At 69.9% G+C, this 14,775-nt stretch carries 16 protein-coding genes; 2 read left to right on the top strand and 14 right to left on the bottom strand.

Going from position 1 to position 14,775, the window contains the following annotated elements; genetic code table 11:
- From Q0C41_RS24120 to Q0C41_RS24090, 7 genes are all read right to left on the bottom strand, one after another.
- Positions 1-956, bottom strand: a 956-nt coding sequence (locus tag Q0C41_RS24120) for a protein-glutamate O-methyltransferase CheR (RefSeq protein WP_291988201.1), incomplete at its 3' end; no start/stop codon positions are given.
- 24 nt (positions 957-980) lie between these two features.
- Positions 981-1,475, bottom strand: a complete 495-nt coding sequence (locus tag Q0C41_RS24115; protein WP_291988199.1) for a chemotaxis protein CheW — start codon at positions 1,473-1,475, stop codon at positions 981-983.
- A gap of 28 nt (positions 1,476-1,503) precedes the next feature.
- A complete protein-coding gene (locus Q0C41_RS24110; RefSeq protein WP_291988197.1) occupies positions 1,504-3,474 on the bottom strand; it encodes a methyl-accepting chemotaxis protein in 1,971 nt (656 codons plus the stop codon).
- 53 nt (positions 3,475-3,527) lie between these two features.
- Positions 3,528-5,615 (bottom strand): chemotaxis protein CheA, encoded by a 2,088-nt coding sequence (locus Q0C41_RS24105; RefSeq protein ID WP_291988195.1) that lies wholly within the window; start codon positions 5,613-5,615, stop codon positions 3,528-3,530.
- A 12-nt stretch (positions 5,616-5,627) separates the two neighbouring features.
- Positions 5,628-5,993: a response regulator gene (locus Q0C41_RS24100; RefSeq protein ID WP_291988193.1), complete on the bottom strand. Its 366-nt coding sequence runs from the start codon at positions 5,991-5,993 to the stop codon at positions 5,628-5,630.
- Between the two features lie 6 nt (positions 5,994-5,999).
- Positions 6,000-6,341, bottom strand: a complete 342-nt coding sequence (locus Q0C41_RS24095; protein WP_291988191.1) for an STAS domain-containing protein — start codon at positions 6,339-6,341, stop codon at positions 6,000-6,002.
- 13 nt (positions 6,342-6,354) lie between these two features.
- Positions 6,355-7,293, bottom strand: coding sequence for a methyl-accepting chemotaxis protein (locus Q0C41_RS24090; RefSeq protein WP_291988189.1), 939 nt, complete (start codon positions 7,291-7,293; stop codon positions 6,355-6,357).
- A gap of 783 nt (positions 7,294-8,076) precedes the next feature.
- Here Q0C41_RS24090 and Q0C41_RS24085 point away from each other — a divergent pair.
- Positions 8,077-8,373, top strand: a complete 297-nt coding sequence (locus tag Q0C41_RS24085) for a metalloregulator ArsR/SmtB family transcription factor (protein WP_291988187.1) — start codon at positions 8,077-8,079, stop codon at positions 8,371-8,373.
- Between the two features lie 33 nt (positions 8,374-8,406).
- Here Q0C41_RS24085 and Q0C41_RS24080 read toward each other — a convergent pair whose 3' ends face one another.
- From Q0C41_RS24080 to Q0C41_RS24070, 3 genes are all read right to left on the bottom strand, one after another.
- The gene (locus tag Q0C41_RS24080) at positions 8,407-9,399 is read right to left on the bottom strand and encodes a sugar phosphate isomerase/epimerase (RefSeq protein ID WP_291988185.1); all 993 of its coding nucleotides are present in this window, start codon (positions 9,397-9,399) and stop codon (positions 8,407-8,409) included.
- A gap of 11 nt (positions 9,400-9,410) precedes the next feature.
- Complete coding sequence (locus Q0C41_RS24075; RefSeq protein ID WP_291988183.1) at positions 9,411-10,703, bottom strand: M24 family metallopeptidase; 1,293 nt, start codon at positions 10,701-10,703, stop codon at positions 9,411-9,413.
- Between the two features lie 204 nt (positions 10,704-10,907).
- Positions 10,908-11,519 carry a DUF4203 domain-containing protein gene (locus Q0C41_RS24070; protein WP_291988181.1) on the bottom strand — a complete coding sequence of 204 codons (612 nt, stop codon included), beginning with the start codon at positions 11,517-11,519 and terminating at the stop codon, positions 10,908-10,910.
- A 50-nt stretch (positions 11,520-11,569) separates the two neighbouring features.
- Between Q0C41_RS24070 and Q0C41_RS24065 the strand changes: the two genes are divergently transcribed.
- The gene (locus Q0C41_RS24065) at positions 11,570-12,598 is read left to right on the top strand and encodes a lysylphosphatidylglycerol synthase domain-containing protein (protein ID WP_291988179.1); all 1,029 of its coding nucleotides are present in this window, start codon (positions 11,570-11,572) and stop codon (positions 12,596-12,598) included.
- Here the strand turns inward: Q0C41_RS24065 and Q0C41_RS24060 are convergent.
- The 4 genes from Q0C41_RS24060 to Q0C41_RS24045 all read right to left on the bottom strand — a co-directional run.
- Entirely contained in the window at positions 12,595-13,317 is a 723-nt protein-coding gene (locus tag Q0C41_RS24060) for a TIGR04282 family arsenosugar biosynthesis glycosyltransferase (protein WP_291988177.1), read from the bottom strand. The genes Q0C41_RS24065 and Q0C41_RS24060 overlap by 4 nt on opposite strands.
- Positions 13,314-13,916 carry a recombination mediator RecR gene (gene recR / locus Q0C41_RS24055; RefSeq protein ID WP_291988175.1) on the bottom strand — a complete coding sequence of 201 codons (603 nt, stop codon included), beginning with the start codon at positions 13,914-13,916 and terminating at the stop codon, positions 13,314-13,316. Before recR ends, Q0C41_RS24060 begins: the two co-directional genes overlap by 4 nt.
- Positions 13,917-14,213 (bottom strand): YbaB/EbfC family nucleoid-associated protein, encoded by a 297-nt coding sequence (locus Q0C41_RS24050; RefSeq protein WP_291988173.1) that lies wholly within the window; start codon positions 14,211-14,213, stop codon positions 13,917-13,919.
- A 131-nt stretch (positions 14,214-14,344) separates the two neighbouring features.
- Positions 14,345-14,775, bottom strand: a 431-nt coding sequence (locus Q0C41_RS24045; protein WP_291988171.1) for a hypothetical protein, incomplete at its 5' end; no start/stop codon positions are given.

The raw sequence follows: 14,775 nt of genomic DNA, 5'->3' as shown, positions 1-14,775 counted from the left end.
GGCGCGCGGGCGGCGGACGACCGAGGAGGCGACACGGCGACCGGCGCCGGTGCGGGTGCCTCGAAGGTCGCCGACGGCGGCCGCAGATCGCGCGCGCCCGCCGTGGCGAGGCGATAAGCGGTCGGCACGCCACGCACCTGCGCGAAGGTGCCGGTGAGCCAGCTCAGGGTCTCCGAGTGGCCGATGATCAGGTGCCCGTCCTTGCGCAGCAGGGTGGCGAACCGCTCGAACAGGACGGCCTGCGTCTCTCGATCGAAGTAGATGATGACGTTGCGGCAGAAGATGACGTCGAACGACGTGTGGATGGGCCACGCCGGTTCGGCGAAGTTGATCCGCCGGAAGACGATCAGGCGCCGCAGGCGGTCGTCGATGTCGAAGGCGCCGCGCTGCGTCGGCGACGGCGCGAAGTACTGCTCGCGCAGGTGGGCCGGCACGACATCGAGCCGGTCGGCCGGATAGGTGCCGGTCGCCGCCGTCTGCAGCACCGTCGTGTCGATGTCCGAGGCGAGGATTTTGATGTCCCAGCTGGCCAGCGCGGGGCCGAGGGCATCGGCCAGGGCGAGGGCGATCGTGTACGGTTCCTCGCCCGTCGAACACCCGGCACTCCAGATGCGCAGACGCCGCCCGCCGATCGGCCGGGCCTGCACCAGCGGCAGCACCTGCTGCTGCAGGAAGGCGAAGTGGTGCGGCTCGCGGTAGAAGTCGGTCTTGTTGGTGGTGACGCAGTTGATCATCTCGACGAGTTCGGGCGTCCCGGGCTCGTCGAGCCGATCGATGTAGCTGGAGAAGTCCGCCAGCCCGAGCGCCCGCAGGCGCCGCTGGAGGCGCGACTCGAGGAGCGTCCGCTTGGCCGGAGCGAGCGCGATCCCGGCGATGTCGTGGATGAGGGCACGGAGCGCATCGAACTCCGCGGCCCTCAGCTCCACCGTGCCGGGCACCGAGGCCAGCAGCGACATGGCGTGCTCCCCTCGCGAAGCGGCCTACGCCGCTTCCGGGGCGGCCTCGGGTGACGGCTCGTCGACCATCCCGACCACGCGGTCGATGTCGAGCAGGCTGATCAGTCCATCACCGGCCTTCGCCAGGCCCGTCATGAACGACGTGTCGACCGACGCGTCGAAGATAGGCGGCGCGGCGACGTCGCTCGCGCCCAGCGTCAGGACGTCGGAGACCGCGTCCACCACCAGACCGACGACCTTGCCGTTGAGCGTCACCAGGATGATGACCGTGAACTTCGTGTACTCCACCGCCGGCATGGCGAACTTGAGCCGCAGGTCCACCACCGGCACCACCGCGCCGCGCAGGTTCATCACGCCCTTGACGTGCGGGGGGGCGTTCGGAATCGGCGTGATGGCCGAGTACCCCCTGATCTCCTGGACTCGCAGGATCTCGAGCCCGAACTGTTCGTTGCCCAGCCGGAATGTCAGGAACTGCCCGCCATCCGCGCGGGCCTGGTCCACTGCCTGTGCTGTCGTCATGGCTCAGCCCTCCTCTCGAATGCGGGTCTCAGAATTCCTGGAACTCGTTGTCGAGCGCGAGAGCCGCCGTCCCGGCCGTCTGCGGCGTCTGGGGACGACGCGCCTGGCCCGCGGCGGGTTTGCGGTGCATCATCGAGACGGGCTTGCGGGCCGCGGGACGCGGCTGCGCCTCGGCGTGCGCTTCCTCCCCGAGCTTGAAGCGACGCACCAGCCCCTGCAGCTTGCCGGCCTCGCCGGACAGCGACTCGGACGTGCCCGACATCTCCTCGGTCTGCGACGCGTTGGCCTGCGTGACCTGATCCATCTGCGTCACGGCCTTGTTGACCTGCTCGATGCCCGACGACTGCTCGCGGCTGGCCGCGGCGATCTCGGCAACGATGTCGGTGACGCGCTTGACGGCGGCGACGATCTCGTTGAGCGTCTTGCCCGAGGCATTGACCAGCGCCGACCCGGCTTCCACCTTGCGGGTCGAGTCGGAGATCAGGTCCTTGATCTCCTTGGCGGCCGTCGCGCTGCGCTGCGCCAGGTTGCGGACTTCCGCCGCCACCACCGCAAAGCCGCGGCCCTGCTCGCCGGCCCGCGCCGCTTCCACCGCCGCATTGAGGGCGAGGAGGTTGGTCTGGAAGGCGATCTCGTCGATCGTCGTGATGATGTCGGCGATCTTCTTCGACGACTCGTTGATGGCGCTCATGGCCTGAACGGCCTCGCTCACCACCTGGCCACCGTCCTCGGCCGTGGTGCGCGCGCCGCCGGCGAGCTGGCTCGCCTGCTGGGCGTTGTCGGCGTTCTGCTTGATCGTCGCCGTCATCTCTTCGAGGCTGGCAGCGGTCTCCTCGAGACTGCTCGCCTGCTCCTGCGCCCCGCTCGAGATCTCCTGCGACGCCGCCGCGAGCTGATCGGACGAGGACGCCACCGCATTGGCCGTCTCGCGCACGTCGGTCATCGCGCCACGCAGCTTGGTCACCGCCTCGTTGAGGGCGGCGGCCATCACGCCGAGCTCGCCGGGCAGGTCGCTGCGCACCGAGATGGTCAGGTTGCCGTTGGCCAGTTCCTGCGAGGCCTCGCGCACGTTGGCGACGGCGCCGCGCAGCGACGTAATGCCGGATCCGAGCGCATTGGCCATCACCCCGAGTTCGCCGGGCAGGTCCTTGCGCACGTCGATGCTGAAGTCCCCCTGGGCCATCGCCTCGGCCGCGGCGCGCACGTTGCCGAGCGCATCCTTGATCTGCGTGATCGCCGCGTTGGTGGCGCGCGCCAGGTCGCCGATCTCGTCGTGCGTGTCGAGCTTGATGGTCTCGCTGAAGTCGGCCTTGGCCACGTGCTGCAGCACGCCGACGGCCTCACTGAGCGGCCGGGTGATGAGACGCGCGATGGTCCACACCAGGAGGATCGTCAGTGCCATGCAGACGGCGATGATGCCGACCAGTGTGTTGCGGGTGGAGCTGTAAGTGGACTCGATGTCGGCGGCCGCCTGCAGCAGCCGCTGCATCTTGTCCTTCTCGATGGCGTCCATCATGGCGTCGATCTCGTCGGCGCCGGCCCGCAGCGTCTTCAGCATCTCCTTGGCCTCGTCGGTCTTGCCGCCGACCGTCAGCTCGAAGGCGACGTCCTGCCCGTCGGAGACCTCCTGATACTTGTCCCTGGCCTCGGCCGCCTGCCGACGGACCTCGTCGGACACGATCGTCTTGTCGAAGGCTGCCATGGCCGCCGTGAAGTCCTTGCGGAACTGACGCGCGTCGCTCCACCGCTTCTGCTTGTCGGCGACCGCATCGTCGATGATGGCGTTGCGCAGGGCGCGCGAGCCCTTGACCAGCAGGACGTTGGCTTCCTTGATGTGCGCGATGCCGAGGGCATGCTGCTCGTACATCACCGTGTTGAGGTCCTTCACCGTCGAGAGGCTGCGGAGGGCCATGACGCCGACCACCAGGGTGAGGACGAAACTGATGCCGAAGCCCAACGTCAGCTTCATGGCCATCTTCTGGTGCTTGAACCACTGCATGATGTGCTCCTTCCGAGCCGTCGCCCTTCGATGGGGCAGGCGGGCGAGCGGCGCTACGCCGCGGTGTCGGCTACCCGGCGTCCCTGGCCGGCCAACCGCAACAACCCGGGCACGTCGAGAATCAGGGCCACGCTGCCATCACCCATGATGGTGGCGCCCATGACTCCGTCGGTCCGGCGGTAGTGGGTATCCAGACTCTTGATGACGACCTGCTGCTGGCCGAGGAGTTCCTCGCCGAGCAGGGCCGCACGCTGTCCGTCGTGCTCGACGAGCACGACGATCCCGGTGCAGGGATCGGTGCGGTCGGTCGTGACGCCGAAGAGTCGGTGCAGCCGCACCAGCGGCACCGCCTCGCCCCGCACCAGCACCACTTCGCCGCGTCCCACGATGACCTGGACGTCCTGGCGGCGGGGCCGGAGGGATTCGACAATCGAGGTGATCGGCAGGACGTACTGGCCGCCACCCACCGTCAGTGACTGCCCGTCGAGGATGGCCAGTGTCAGCGGCAGCGTGATGCGACACAGCGACCCCTGGCCGGGGCGGCTCTCCATGGCCACCGATCCGTTGAGCGACTCGACGTTGCGTCGCACGACGTCCATGCCGACGCCACGTCCCGACAGGCTGCTGACCTGCGCCGCGGTGGAGAAACCCGGCGCGAAGATGAGGGCGTTGACCTGGTCCTCGCTCAGGGTCTCGTGCTCGGAGACCAGTCCCTGCGCGATCGCCTTCTCGAGAATCCTCGCCGTGTCGAGCCCCTTGCCGTCGTCGGCCACCTCGATGACGACGTTGCCGCCGCGGGTGAAGGCGCTCAGGCGGATGGTGCCCTGTGCGGGCTTGCCCGCGGCGACGCGATCGGCCGGCAGCTCGATGCCGTGGTCGGCGGCGTTGCGGACCATGTGCGTCAGCGGGTCGCCGATCTGCTCGACGACGCCCTTGTCGAGCTCGGTCTCCTCGCCCTCGAAGACGACCTGGATGTCCTTGCCGAGGGCGCCGGCCATGTCGTGCACGACGCGCGGGAAGCGGGCGAAGACGCCGCCGACCGGCATCATCCGGATGCCCATGATGCGTTCCTGCAACTCGCGGGTGTTGCGGGCGAGCACGCCGACGGCGTCGCGCAGGAGCAGCAGCTTCTCCTCGGTGAAGGTGTCGATCAGCGTGGCCACCATCGACTGCGAGATGACGACTTCGCCGACGAGGTCGATGAGGCGGTCCACCTTCTCGGTGGCGACGCGAATGGAGGCGTTCTCGGCGCCAGGCCGGCGGTCGGCCAGCACCCGGCGTTGTCCGAGGCGACGTTCCTCGACGGGATGGTCGACCGGGGTGGGGGCGGCGCCGGCCGCGGCCGCTGGCTGGGCCGCCGTCGATGCGACGGCGAGCGAGGTCGCCGTGGTCTCGATGGCCGAGATCTCCAGCACCGCATCGTCTTCGGCGAAGAGGAAGACGTCGCGGATGGCCGCTTCGCCAGCGCTCGTCTCGACCTCGAAGGTCCATCCGAGATAGCAGGTCTCCGGGTCGAACGTCGTCGCCTCGGGCAGCGCGTCCTGGTGCAGGGCGACGTGGCAGACGTGCGCCACTTCGGCGAGGTCGCGGAACAGCACGAGCGGGTCCAGCCCCTGGCGGAAGAGGTCCGGGCTGGGGACGAAGTGCACGCGCCAGCGCGGGCAGCCGTCGCCAGGCGTGGACGCGGAGGGGGCGGACGCCGGCGGCATCGCCAGGACCGTGGCCGTCGCGTCCGCGGTGGCTTCGGCCGGGGTGGCGCCCGACAGCACCTCGCCGAGGGCCTGGAGCACGGCCTCGCGCTCGCCGGGTTCCGGCACGCCGGTGCGTGCCGAGGCAAGCAGTCCGCGCAGCACGTCGTTGGACTGGAGCAGGAGGTCGACGAGGTCGCGCGAGCAGGCGATCTGCCCTTCGCGCAACCGATCCAGCACGCTTTCGAGCGCGTGGGTGAACTCGCCGATGGCCGTCAGCGCGAAGATGCCGCTGCCGCCCTTGATGGAGTGCGCCGCGCGGAAGATCGCGTCGAGCACTTCACGGTCGCCGCCGCGCTCCTCGAGACTGAGGAGCGAGGACTCGATCGTGGCCACGTGATCGGTGGCCTCCTCGAAGTAGGTGTCCTTGAAGCGCGAGAGATCGATCTGCATGACGGAGCCCCTTCAGGGCACGAGCTTGCCGACGACGGCGAGGAGCTTCTCGGGGTTGAACGGCTTGACGATCCAGCCCGTGGCGCCCGCCGCCTTGCCCTCGGCCTTCTTGCTGTCCTGCGATTCGGTCGTCAGCATGAGGACCGGCGTGAACTTCGCGTTGGGCCTGGTGCGGAGCTCGCGGATGAACGTGATGCCGTCCATCTCCGGCATGTTGAGATCGGTGATGACGATGTCGACCTTCGCGCCGCCGAGCGTGGTCAGCGCTTCCTTGCCGTTGCCTCCCTCGAGGACGGCGAAGCCGCTCTGCTGGAGGGTGAACGACACCATCTGGCGCATCGACACCGAGTCGTCCACGATGAGTGCGGTCTTGGCCACGGTTCCTTACCCTTCCTGACCGGCGCGCCCCGCCGGCGTCGTCGCCGCGACAGCGGCGTCATCGGTGATACCCAGCAGTGCACGCGCCTCGGAGGACATCGGCACGCCGGTGACGTGAAACGTGTGTCCGGCGCCGGCCGCCGTCCGCTGCGCCTGCAGCAGCAGCTGGATGCCGGCGGTGTCGACCCGCGTGATGCCGCCGAGGTCGGCCTGCGTCTCGGAGGCATCCTGCAACCGTGGCCGGAGCGTCTGCCACTGCTCGGAGACGGTGTCGATGGTGAGCGTGCCGGTCGGCGCCCACGTGGACCGGGCCGTCACCGCGCTCGCCTTCCTGCTGGTGCGGGGCATGTCGTGTCTCCGGTCAGAACAGCTCGACGTCACCGGAACTCGGTGCGTCGTCGCGGCGCTCTTCCCACATCGTGTAGGTGTCGTGCAGCTTCTGCTCGACCAGGTGCTGCCGTTCGTCGGCGCTGCTGTCGTCGAGCGCGGGCAGCGCCTGGCCGAGGGCGTCACGCATCTGGCCGAGCGCGTGCGTGACGTGCCCGATGCGCTGGTGGACGCGATCCTGGAACTGCAGGCCGATGACGGCGGCCGAGATCTCCTCGGCGAGCGAGCGGCTCAGCACGGCGCCCTCGCGGACGTGTGCCTGCAGGTTGTGGTGATTCGTGGAGAGCGCGGCAGACGTGTCGGCCACCTGGGCCCTTGACGCCTCGATGCTGGCGAGATCGTCGTGCGCGCCGTTGCGGAGGAGTGTGGCCAGCTCCGACGTCTCGGTCGTCATGTGCTCGACGCCGTCGCGAATCTCCTCGGCGATGATGCGCGACTCCTTGCCGGCCCGCTGCATCTCGTCGGCCACCACCGCGAAGCCGGAGCCGCGTTCGCCGGAACGGACCGCCTCGATCTTGGCGTTGATGGCGAGCAACCGCAGCGCGGTGGCCAGTTCCTCGATCTGGTCGATCTTGGTGAATACCGTTGCGAGGGTCTTCTCGAGATGCTCGAGGCGCGCCATCGCCTGCAGCGAGCGGTCGGCCGTGCGGGTGAGCCGACGGTCCATCGCCCGCATCGTGTCCTGCATGCGATCGAGCAGCGTGCCGAAGCTGTCGTGCCCGTGACCGGCCTCCATCAGCGCCGTCGTCGCGTCGACGCCGCGGTGGGCCTTGTCGGCGATGCTCTGGAAGTGCGCGCAGACGTCGACGACCGCCGTCTCGACCTGGCGTGACGTCTCCTCGAGCTGCTCGTTCAGCCTGGGGAGGATGGCGAGATGGGCGGCAACTTCGACGACGAGCGGTGAGGTGGCCACGGACGTGAGTGCTCCGAACAGTGCGCCCCGGAAGAGGGGCCAGGTCGTGGGCGCCACAACAGCACCCGGGCGACGCGACACTGCAGTCATCGGCGGCGACGCGCGGCGCTTGACGGGGAAAGAGTTCACGTAGCGTGAGGTACTTTTCCCTGACGCGATCGCATCTCGCTGGAGGCACTCCGAGCGCCTCCGCCCCCTGCACATCGATAGGTGTGGGGCCGGCCGCACGCGAGCCGAGTGACGTTCGCCACGATGGCGTGCGGCGGTGGGCGGTAGTCGAAACGGAGGGGTGCCGATGACGGGAAGACGTGGGCGCAAACGTCATCCGTCGCCCATAGACACATACCAAAGTGAGTGGCGCGGCGGGGGCGCGCACCGGCGGCCGCATCACGCTCCGGCGCCAGGAGGAACCCCTCACACGAGGCCGACGTGTGCCGCGGCGAGAACCCGGTCGTGCCCTGGCCTGCGTGGCGGGTGCCGGCATGTGCGGACTAATCCCCAGCGACCACGGTGGCCGCGCGGACCACGCGCATCCACGGGACCTGTCGTTCGTTGGTATGGCCGTCCCGGGGTCGCCGGCGGCTCGCGCTCGACGCTGGCAGGCCGGAAGAGAGGAAGAGAGAGGGTGGCGGAACGGACGTCGGGGGGCCAGATGGGAGGCCTGGCACCGCTCAGTCAGTCGCGCCAGGGGCGGGACGACGGCCGTCGATCCTGCCCCCGACGGCGGGCCGAATAGGAAGGCGCGCGTTGACATTTCGTGCGCGGCTTCCGTACTGTGTGGAGGTGACCGCGCAAGCCCAGACCGACGTCTTTCGCGCGATTGCTGATCCGACGCGTCGGGCCCTGCTCGACCTGCTCCGAACCGGCGACCGCACCGTCAATGAACTGGCCGAGCCGTTCGACATGAGCCGGCCGGCCATCTCGCAGCATCTCCGGCTGCTGCTCGAGGCCAGGCTCGTCGCCGTGCGCAAGGAAGGCCGGCAACGTCGGTACCGCCTCAACGGCGCAGCCATCGCCCGCGTCGCACGCTGGGCCGGCAAGTTCGACGACGCCGCCACGAAGGCGAAGAAGAAGCGCTGACCCCCGGCGTGGCCGGCCCCTGCCAGCCCGCGTTCACGCCAGCAGGGCGGCCAGGCGGGTGCGGTCACGCACCGCGGCGGCCAGCATCCTCTCGGTCTTCTCCACCGGTGTCCGGCCCCCTGGCTCGTACTCGATGTGCAGGGACATCGGGCCGCTGAACCTCGCGGCACGCAGTTCCGCGCCGAACGCCTTCCAGTCGACCATCCCGTCGCCCACCGGGCAGTCCACGACCCGCCAACGCCCGTTGGCGCCCTTCTCCCAGTAGAAGTCCTTGATGGCCAGCATCCGCAGATGTGGCGCCGCCATCTGGACGGCCGCGCGCCAGCCACCGAGGCCGCCCTCGACGGTGGCGTGCCGGATGTCGAAGTAGATGCCCGTCGCCTGCGACGGCTGTCCTTCGATCATCTGCAGGGCATCCCACACCGGGGCACCGACGTAGTCGCCCGAGTGGTTGTGATACGCGAACATGACGCCCGCCTCGCCGGCCAGCCGTACCAGCGCGTGGAAGGCCGTGGTCGCCTCGGCGAGCTCGCGCCGCGCATCGGCGAAGGCATACCGGTAGTACCCGGCCTTCAGTCGCGGGACGCCCACCGCGCGGGCCGCCTCGAACGTGGCGCGAGCCGCCGGATCTCCAGGCCTGGTCAGACCGGTGGTCAGCATCGCGACGGTGCTGCCCGCATCGCGAATGGCGGCCACGGCCCGCGGCAGGTCGTCGGTGACCCGGGCCGGCAGCACATGGCCACCGGGACGCACGGTCAGGTCGACGCCGTCGAAGCCCGCCGTCCGCACCGCCGTCCCGAGGTCACCCCACCCGAGCTCGGCAAGGTGCTTGGAGAACATGACGACGGGCGATCCGGGTCCAGCCAGCGCCACCGTGCCCACGACCTGGGCGGGCCCCGTGGTCGACGGCGCCGACGCCTCGTCGGCCAGCACGGACGGGACGAGGCTCGAGGCCATGGCCGCGCCGAGGAACGCGCGCCGCGACGGCTGGTGGGAGGCCTGGCGTGGGCGTGGCTGTCGGGGCATCGACGTCTCCTTCATCGGACGAGGTGCAGGTCGTCCTGGCGCGCAAGAATCCAGCGCCAGCCGTCGGTGGTCAGCACGGCGTCTTCCTCGAGGGCGAAACGCACGGCCTGGCCGCCCCACTCCGGAACGGCGTGGAAGACACTCAGCTCGATGGAGTGCCAGGAGTCCGGCTGGAAGCGGTAGTCGCCCGAACCCGGCAGGCCGTCCTGGTAGTCGGTCATGCCGATGTGCACGCCGGCGCCGTGGCCGTGGAAGCCGATGGGATGGCAATAGATGATCGGCGTCAGCTGCTCGGCCTTGCCCTGGGCGAGCGAGGCGGCGAGGGCCGCGTTGCCCGTCGCGCCGACCGTCGCGTGCGAGAACACGATGTCCTGCAGGCGGCCGCCGCGTCGCTGCCCTTCGCGCAGGCCGGCCGGCGCTTCGGTCTCGCCGTCCTTCAACACGTAGGCATTGTGTTGCGTGTCGGTCGAGAAGCCGAGATAGACGAGGCCGAAGTCGCAGTGCAGGAGGTCGCCGCGCTGGATGACGCGACTGTCCGACGGACGCCCGCCCTGACGCTGGATGTCGACCGTCGGCTGGAACCACTGCGACAACCCGAGGTCAGCGACCCGCTGCCGCATCCACCACGCCACATCGTCTGCCGTCGTCTTGCCGGGCGTGATCACTGCCGACGAGAACGCCTCGCGGATGATCGCGTGGGCGATGGCCATGGCCTCGCGATACGCTGCGGTCTCCTCGGGAAGCTTCTTCTCCAGCCAGTCGACGGCAAGCGGCTCGGCCGACCGCAGCCGGCCGGCGTGGGCGGGGCCGAGGGCCTGCACCAGCGCCTCGTGTTCGGTGTGCGACAGGCCGTCGGCATGCGCGAACGTGCGCGAAGTGTTGATGGCGACGACTCTCGGCTGACGCTCGTCGATCAGGGCGCGCAGGCCGGCCCACTGGCCGTCGTTGTGCGTCGGCACCACCGTGTACAGCTTCTCGTAGTCGAAGCGGCCGATCGACAGCCGCTCCACGCCGCGATCCGGCCCGCGGTCGTGGAAGACGAGGATCGTGCGCCGTCGCGACGCATACGTGGTGAACGGCGCCATCGACCGGAACACCGGGTCGTCGTTGTACTCGCGCGTGACGATGACCCACATGTCGATGCCATGCCGCCGCATCAGCGCGGGCAGGATCCGATCGAAGCGCTGCACCAGGAAGCCGCGCATGACGTCGGCCTGCTCACGATGCGACTTGACCGGCGGGATCTGCGCCTGCACCGGCGTAGACACGATCGACAGCAGGACGAGGAGCAGCAGGCTACGCATGGGCACCAGGGATTCGGAACGGGGAACCGGGAACCGGGAACCGGGAAACGGGCACCGGGCATCGGCCATCGGGAATCGGCCATCCTGGCCGAGCGTGGGGACCGGGTTGGGATGGGTAGGGCCCGTTCTCCGAACGGGCCGTCACCGTCAGCGGCAGGTGGATGGGAGGGCCGGCTCGCCGAGCCGGCCGAACACCGCCAAACGTCACCGGGCACGCGCCATGCGGGGCGCGGACAGGCGGAGTTGGGCGACCAGCCCCGCCACCGCCAGCAGCAGCCAGATGATCAGCACCCAACTCTCCCCGGGCGCCGGGCGCAGCGGGTAGGCCTGCCATCCGGACGCCGCGGTGCCCAGACCGGTGACCGACTCCCGATGCCAGAGCCCGAGGGCCCCCATCACGAGCAGCCACGCGCCCCCGAAGGCCGTGCCGACCACGATGACGTAGCGCTGCACCGAGAGCGCGATCAGGGCCCCGGCGATGGTGCAGGCGATGACCAGCATCGCCGGCGGCTCGGAGCCGAACTGGGCCGCCACGGCATGCACGGCCAGCGCCGCGAACGCCGCACCGATGAGGGCCACCCCGATGAAGTACGCCAGCACGAGGGCGACGGCCCCGCCGACGCCACCACCAATCAGCATCAGGAGGTCGCGCGTGGTGTCGGCCGGGCCGATGAGCGACCCGGCGACCAGCACGCCCACGACGAAGCCGTACAGTCCCAGGACGATCCGGAAGGTGCGCTGCCCGAGAAAGCAGGACAGCACGCCGCCAACCAGGAAGAGGACGGCGGCGGGGACATGGAGCGTCTCCGGCAGCATCGGGGCATTATAGTGGAGCCGGTCCGCCAGTCCGCCGGTCCCCCTCCCTGATGCCCGCCCCCGCTCCGCGCCCGCCTGCCGCACGGCGTCTCGGCCATGCTGCGGCCGCCATCGGCGGGCTCGCACTCTTTGCCTATACCCTGCGGAACACGGGCCTCGACACGGTCGCCGTCGGCTTCCGACGCGTCGGGTGGGTCTTCATCGTCATTCTGCTGCTGTCGGGCTTGCGGTTCGCGGTCCGCGCCTGGGCCTGGGTGTTGTGCACGGAACCGCCCCACGGGCTGAGGCTCCGCGACACGTTCCCCGCACTCATCAGCGGGGATGCGCTCGGCAACCTGACGCCGCTGGGCCTGTTCGTCAGCGAACCCACCAAGGCCGCGTTCGTGCGCGACCGCGTCTCGCTGATGCAGGCCCTGATGGGCATCGCCGTCGAGAACCTGTTCTACACGCTCACCGTGGCAGCCGTCATCGCCGGGGGCACCGTGGCGCTGCTCGCCGCGTTCGACGTGCCGACGACGCTGCGGGCGATGAGCCTGCTGGCGCTGGCCGGCATGCTGGCGTTCCTGGTGGTCGCCCTCGCCCTGGTCATCGGCCGCCTCCGCCCCTTGAGCTGGGGGCTCGCCCTGCTGGACCGCTGGACGCTCGCTCCGGCAGCGCTGCTGCACCGCGCCGAGAAACTGCAGACCCTCGAGGATCGCGTCTACACCTTCGCGCGCCGGCATCCCTCACGGCCGCTGCCGGTGCTGCTGCTCGAACTCGGCTATCACGTGCTCGGCGTCGCCGAGACGTGGGTCACCGTGGCGCTGCTGCTGCCGGCGGGCACCGGGCCGACACTGCTCGGCGCCTTCCTGCTCGAGTCGATCAACCGCTTCATCAACGTCGCCTTCAAGTTCGTGCCGATGCGCCTCGGCGTGGACGAGGCCGGCAGCGGCATCCTCACGCAGGTGCTCTACGGCTCCTCGGCGCTCGGCGTCACGCTCGCCGTGGTGCGCAAGGCGCGCATGCTCGTGTGGACGGGCATCGGTGTCGTCTTCCTCGGGCTGCGCGGCCTCGCGCGGCCGGACACGCGCGACGTCTAGCGACCTCGAGCGATGGCCACGGCCGCCGCGGTGTGCGGCGCCAGGTCCGGCGCGGCCGCGAGCGTGGCGCGCAGGCGCTCCAGGTCCGCAGGCTCGTCCACATCGTCGAGGATCGGCAGGAAGGTGACGCGGCGCTCCTCGAACTCGCAGCGGCGCAGTGTGTCCATCAGCGCGTACTTCGTGCTCCACCGGACGCCCGTGAACAGGTCCGGCACCTGTGGTGCGTGCAGCCCGAGCAGGTAGTAGCCGCCGTCGCTGGCCGGTCCGAGCACGACGTGCCGCGGGTCGGCGGCCAGCGCGGCGAAGGCCTCGTCGAGGATGGCGGTGGTCAGCAGCGGCAGGTCCGAGCCCACGACCAGCACCTGGCGGGCGCCGCGCCGGAAGAGGTCCGCGAACACGCCACGCATGCGGTCGCCCAACGACTCGCCCTGTTGCGTCAGGACGTGCCCGGGCGCCACGCCGACGTCGGCCAGCGCGTCTGGCGACCCGCCCGGCGTCACTGCGACGCGAACGATGGCGCCAGACACGGCGCGCGCGCGCGTCAGCACATCGGCCAGCATCGCGCGCTGCAGCGCCTCGCGGTCTGCGGCGTCCGGCAGCGCTGGCGCCAGCCGCGTCTTGGGGCCGGCGACGACCGGCACCGACACCGTGCCCGAGCCATCGAGCGTGGCGTCGACCGGGGCCTGCGGCGCCCTGGTCATCACCGCCACGACCTTCACATCTCTCTCCGCCCCTCGAGCGCCCGCGTCATCGTGACCTCGTCGGCGTACTCGAGGTCGCTGCCCATCGGCACCCCCATGCCGATGCGCGTCACGCGCACCCCCAGCGGCTTCAGCAGCTTGGACAGGTAGAGCGCCGTGGCTTCGCCCTCGACGGTCGGGTTGGTCGCGATGATGACCTCCTCGACCTCCCCCGAGGCGACACGGGCGAGCAGGGGCTTGATGCGCAGGGCGTCGGGGCCGATGCCCTGCAACGGCGACAGCGTGCCCATCAGCACGTGGTAGCGGCCGCGGAAGTCACGCGTCTTCTCGATCGCCACCACGTTCACCGGTTCCTCGACGACGCAGATGATGCGGGGGTTGCGGTCGGGACTGGTGCAGTAGACGCAGGGATCCGCGTCGGTGATGTTGGCGCAGATGGAACAGTGCTGGACCTGGCTCTTGACGTCGCGCAAGGCGTCGGCCAGCCGCTCGGCGTCCTCGCGCGGCGCCTTGAGCACGTGGAAGGCCAGCCGCTGGGCGCTCTTGGCGCCGATCCCCGGCCACTTCTGGAGCTGCTCGATGAGCCGCAGGAGCGGCTCCGGATAAGGTGAGGCCAATTACATTCCCGGCAGCTTCAGCCCGCCGAGCATGCCGCTCATCGTGCTGTTCATCTTCTCGTCGGCCTGTCGCTGCGCGTCCTGGATGGCGGCGAGAATCGCATCCTGCAGCATCTCGACGTCGTCCTTGTTGACGGCCTCGGGATCGAGCGTGATGGCCAGCAGCTGCTTCGAGCCGTTCACCTTCACGCTGACCGCGCCACCGCCGGCCGAGGCCTCGATGACCGTCTCGGCCATCTGCTTCTGCATGCGGTCCTGCATCTGCTGCGCCTGCTGCATCATCTTCTGGATGTTCATGCGATCTCCCGTCGGGGTCGGTGGGTAGGGCCCGCTCTCCGAGCGGGCCGTCGCCGAGGTGCCGTCGCGGCTGACGGCCGGTTCGGAGAACCGGCCCTACCCTTTCCATGGTCTACGTCGAGCGTCACGCGCTACTGGATCTCTTCCGCGTCGCGGATCTCGGCGGCGAAGACATCGAGCATGGCCTGCACGGCCTCGCTCTTCAAGGCCTGTTCCTTGAGTCGCGCCTTGTCGGTCTCGACCGGGTCCACCTGGCCCTCCGTGGCCTGCGCCACCACACGAATCTCGAGCAGCAGCTTGCGGCCGAGCACCTGCTGCGCCGTCTCCTCGATCCAGGATCGCCGTCCCTCGCATCGCGTCTGCTCGAAGTTGCCGCCGACGGTGAGCACGAGCTTGGTGCCCTCGATGACGAAGGTCGCGCGCGCCAGCGCCGTCCCGAAGAAGGTGCGATTGCTCTTGCGGAGCGCCTCGACCAGCTGCGTGATCTCGTCGCCGGGTCCGAGGGGCACGACCGGAGCGACCGCCGCGACGACAGGTGCCGGCGGGGCAGCGACGCGCGGTG

Source organism: Luteitalea sp. (genome assembly GCF_022842525.1).
In the GTDB taxonomy this organism is placed as follows: Bacteria; Acidobacteriota; Vicinamibacteria; order Vicinamibacterales; family Vicinamibacteraceae; genus Luteitalea.
This window is presented reverse-complemented; position numbering and strand designations above follow the sequence as displayed.

Bases quoted from the DNA above. Each gene is read 5' to 3' on its own strand.
- Q0C41_RS24115 (WP_291988199.1), bottom strand. From the start codon at position 1,475: ATGACGACAGCACAGGCAGTGGACCAGGCCCGCGCGGATGGCGGGCAG.
- Q0C41_RS24110 (WP_291988197.1), bottom strand. From the start codon at position 3,474: ATGCAGTGGTTCAAGCACCAGAAGATGGCCATGAAGCTGACGTTGGGC.
- Q0C41_RS24105 (WP_291988195.1), bottom strand. From the start codon at position 5,615: ATGCAGATCGATCTCTCGCGCTTCAAGGACACCTACTTCGAGGAGGCC.
- Q0C41_RS24095 (WP_291988191.1), bottom strand. From the start codon at position 6,341: ATGCCCCGCACCAGCAGGAAGGCGAGCGCGGTGACGGCCCGGTCCACG.
- Q0C41_RS24080 (WP_291988185.1), bottom strand. From the start codon at position 9,399: ATGCCCCGACAGCCACGCCCACGCCAGGCCTCCCACCAGCCGTCGCGG.
- Q0C41_RS24075 (WP_291988183.1), bottom strand. From the start codon at position 10,703: ATGCGTAGCCTGCTGCTCCTCGTCCTGCTGTCGATCGTGTCTACGCCG.
- Q0C41_RS24070 (WP_291988181.1), bottom strand. From the start codon at position 11,519: ATGCTGCCGGAGACGCTCCATGTCCCCGCCGCCGTCCTCTTCCTGGTT.
- Q0C41_RS24065 (WP_291988179.1), top strand. From the start codon at position 11,570: ATGCCCGCCCCCGCTCCGCGCCCGCCTGCCGCACGGCGTCTCGGCCAT.
- Q0C41_RS24050 (WP_291988173.1), bottom strand. From the start codon at position 14,213: ATGAACATCCAGAAGATGATGCAGCAGGCGCAGCAGATGCAGGACCGC.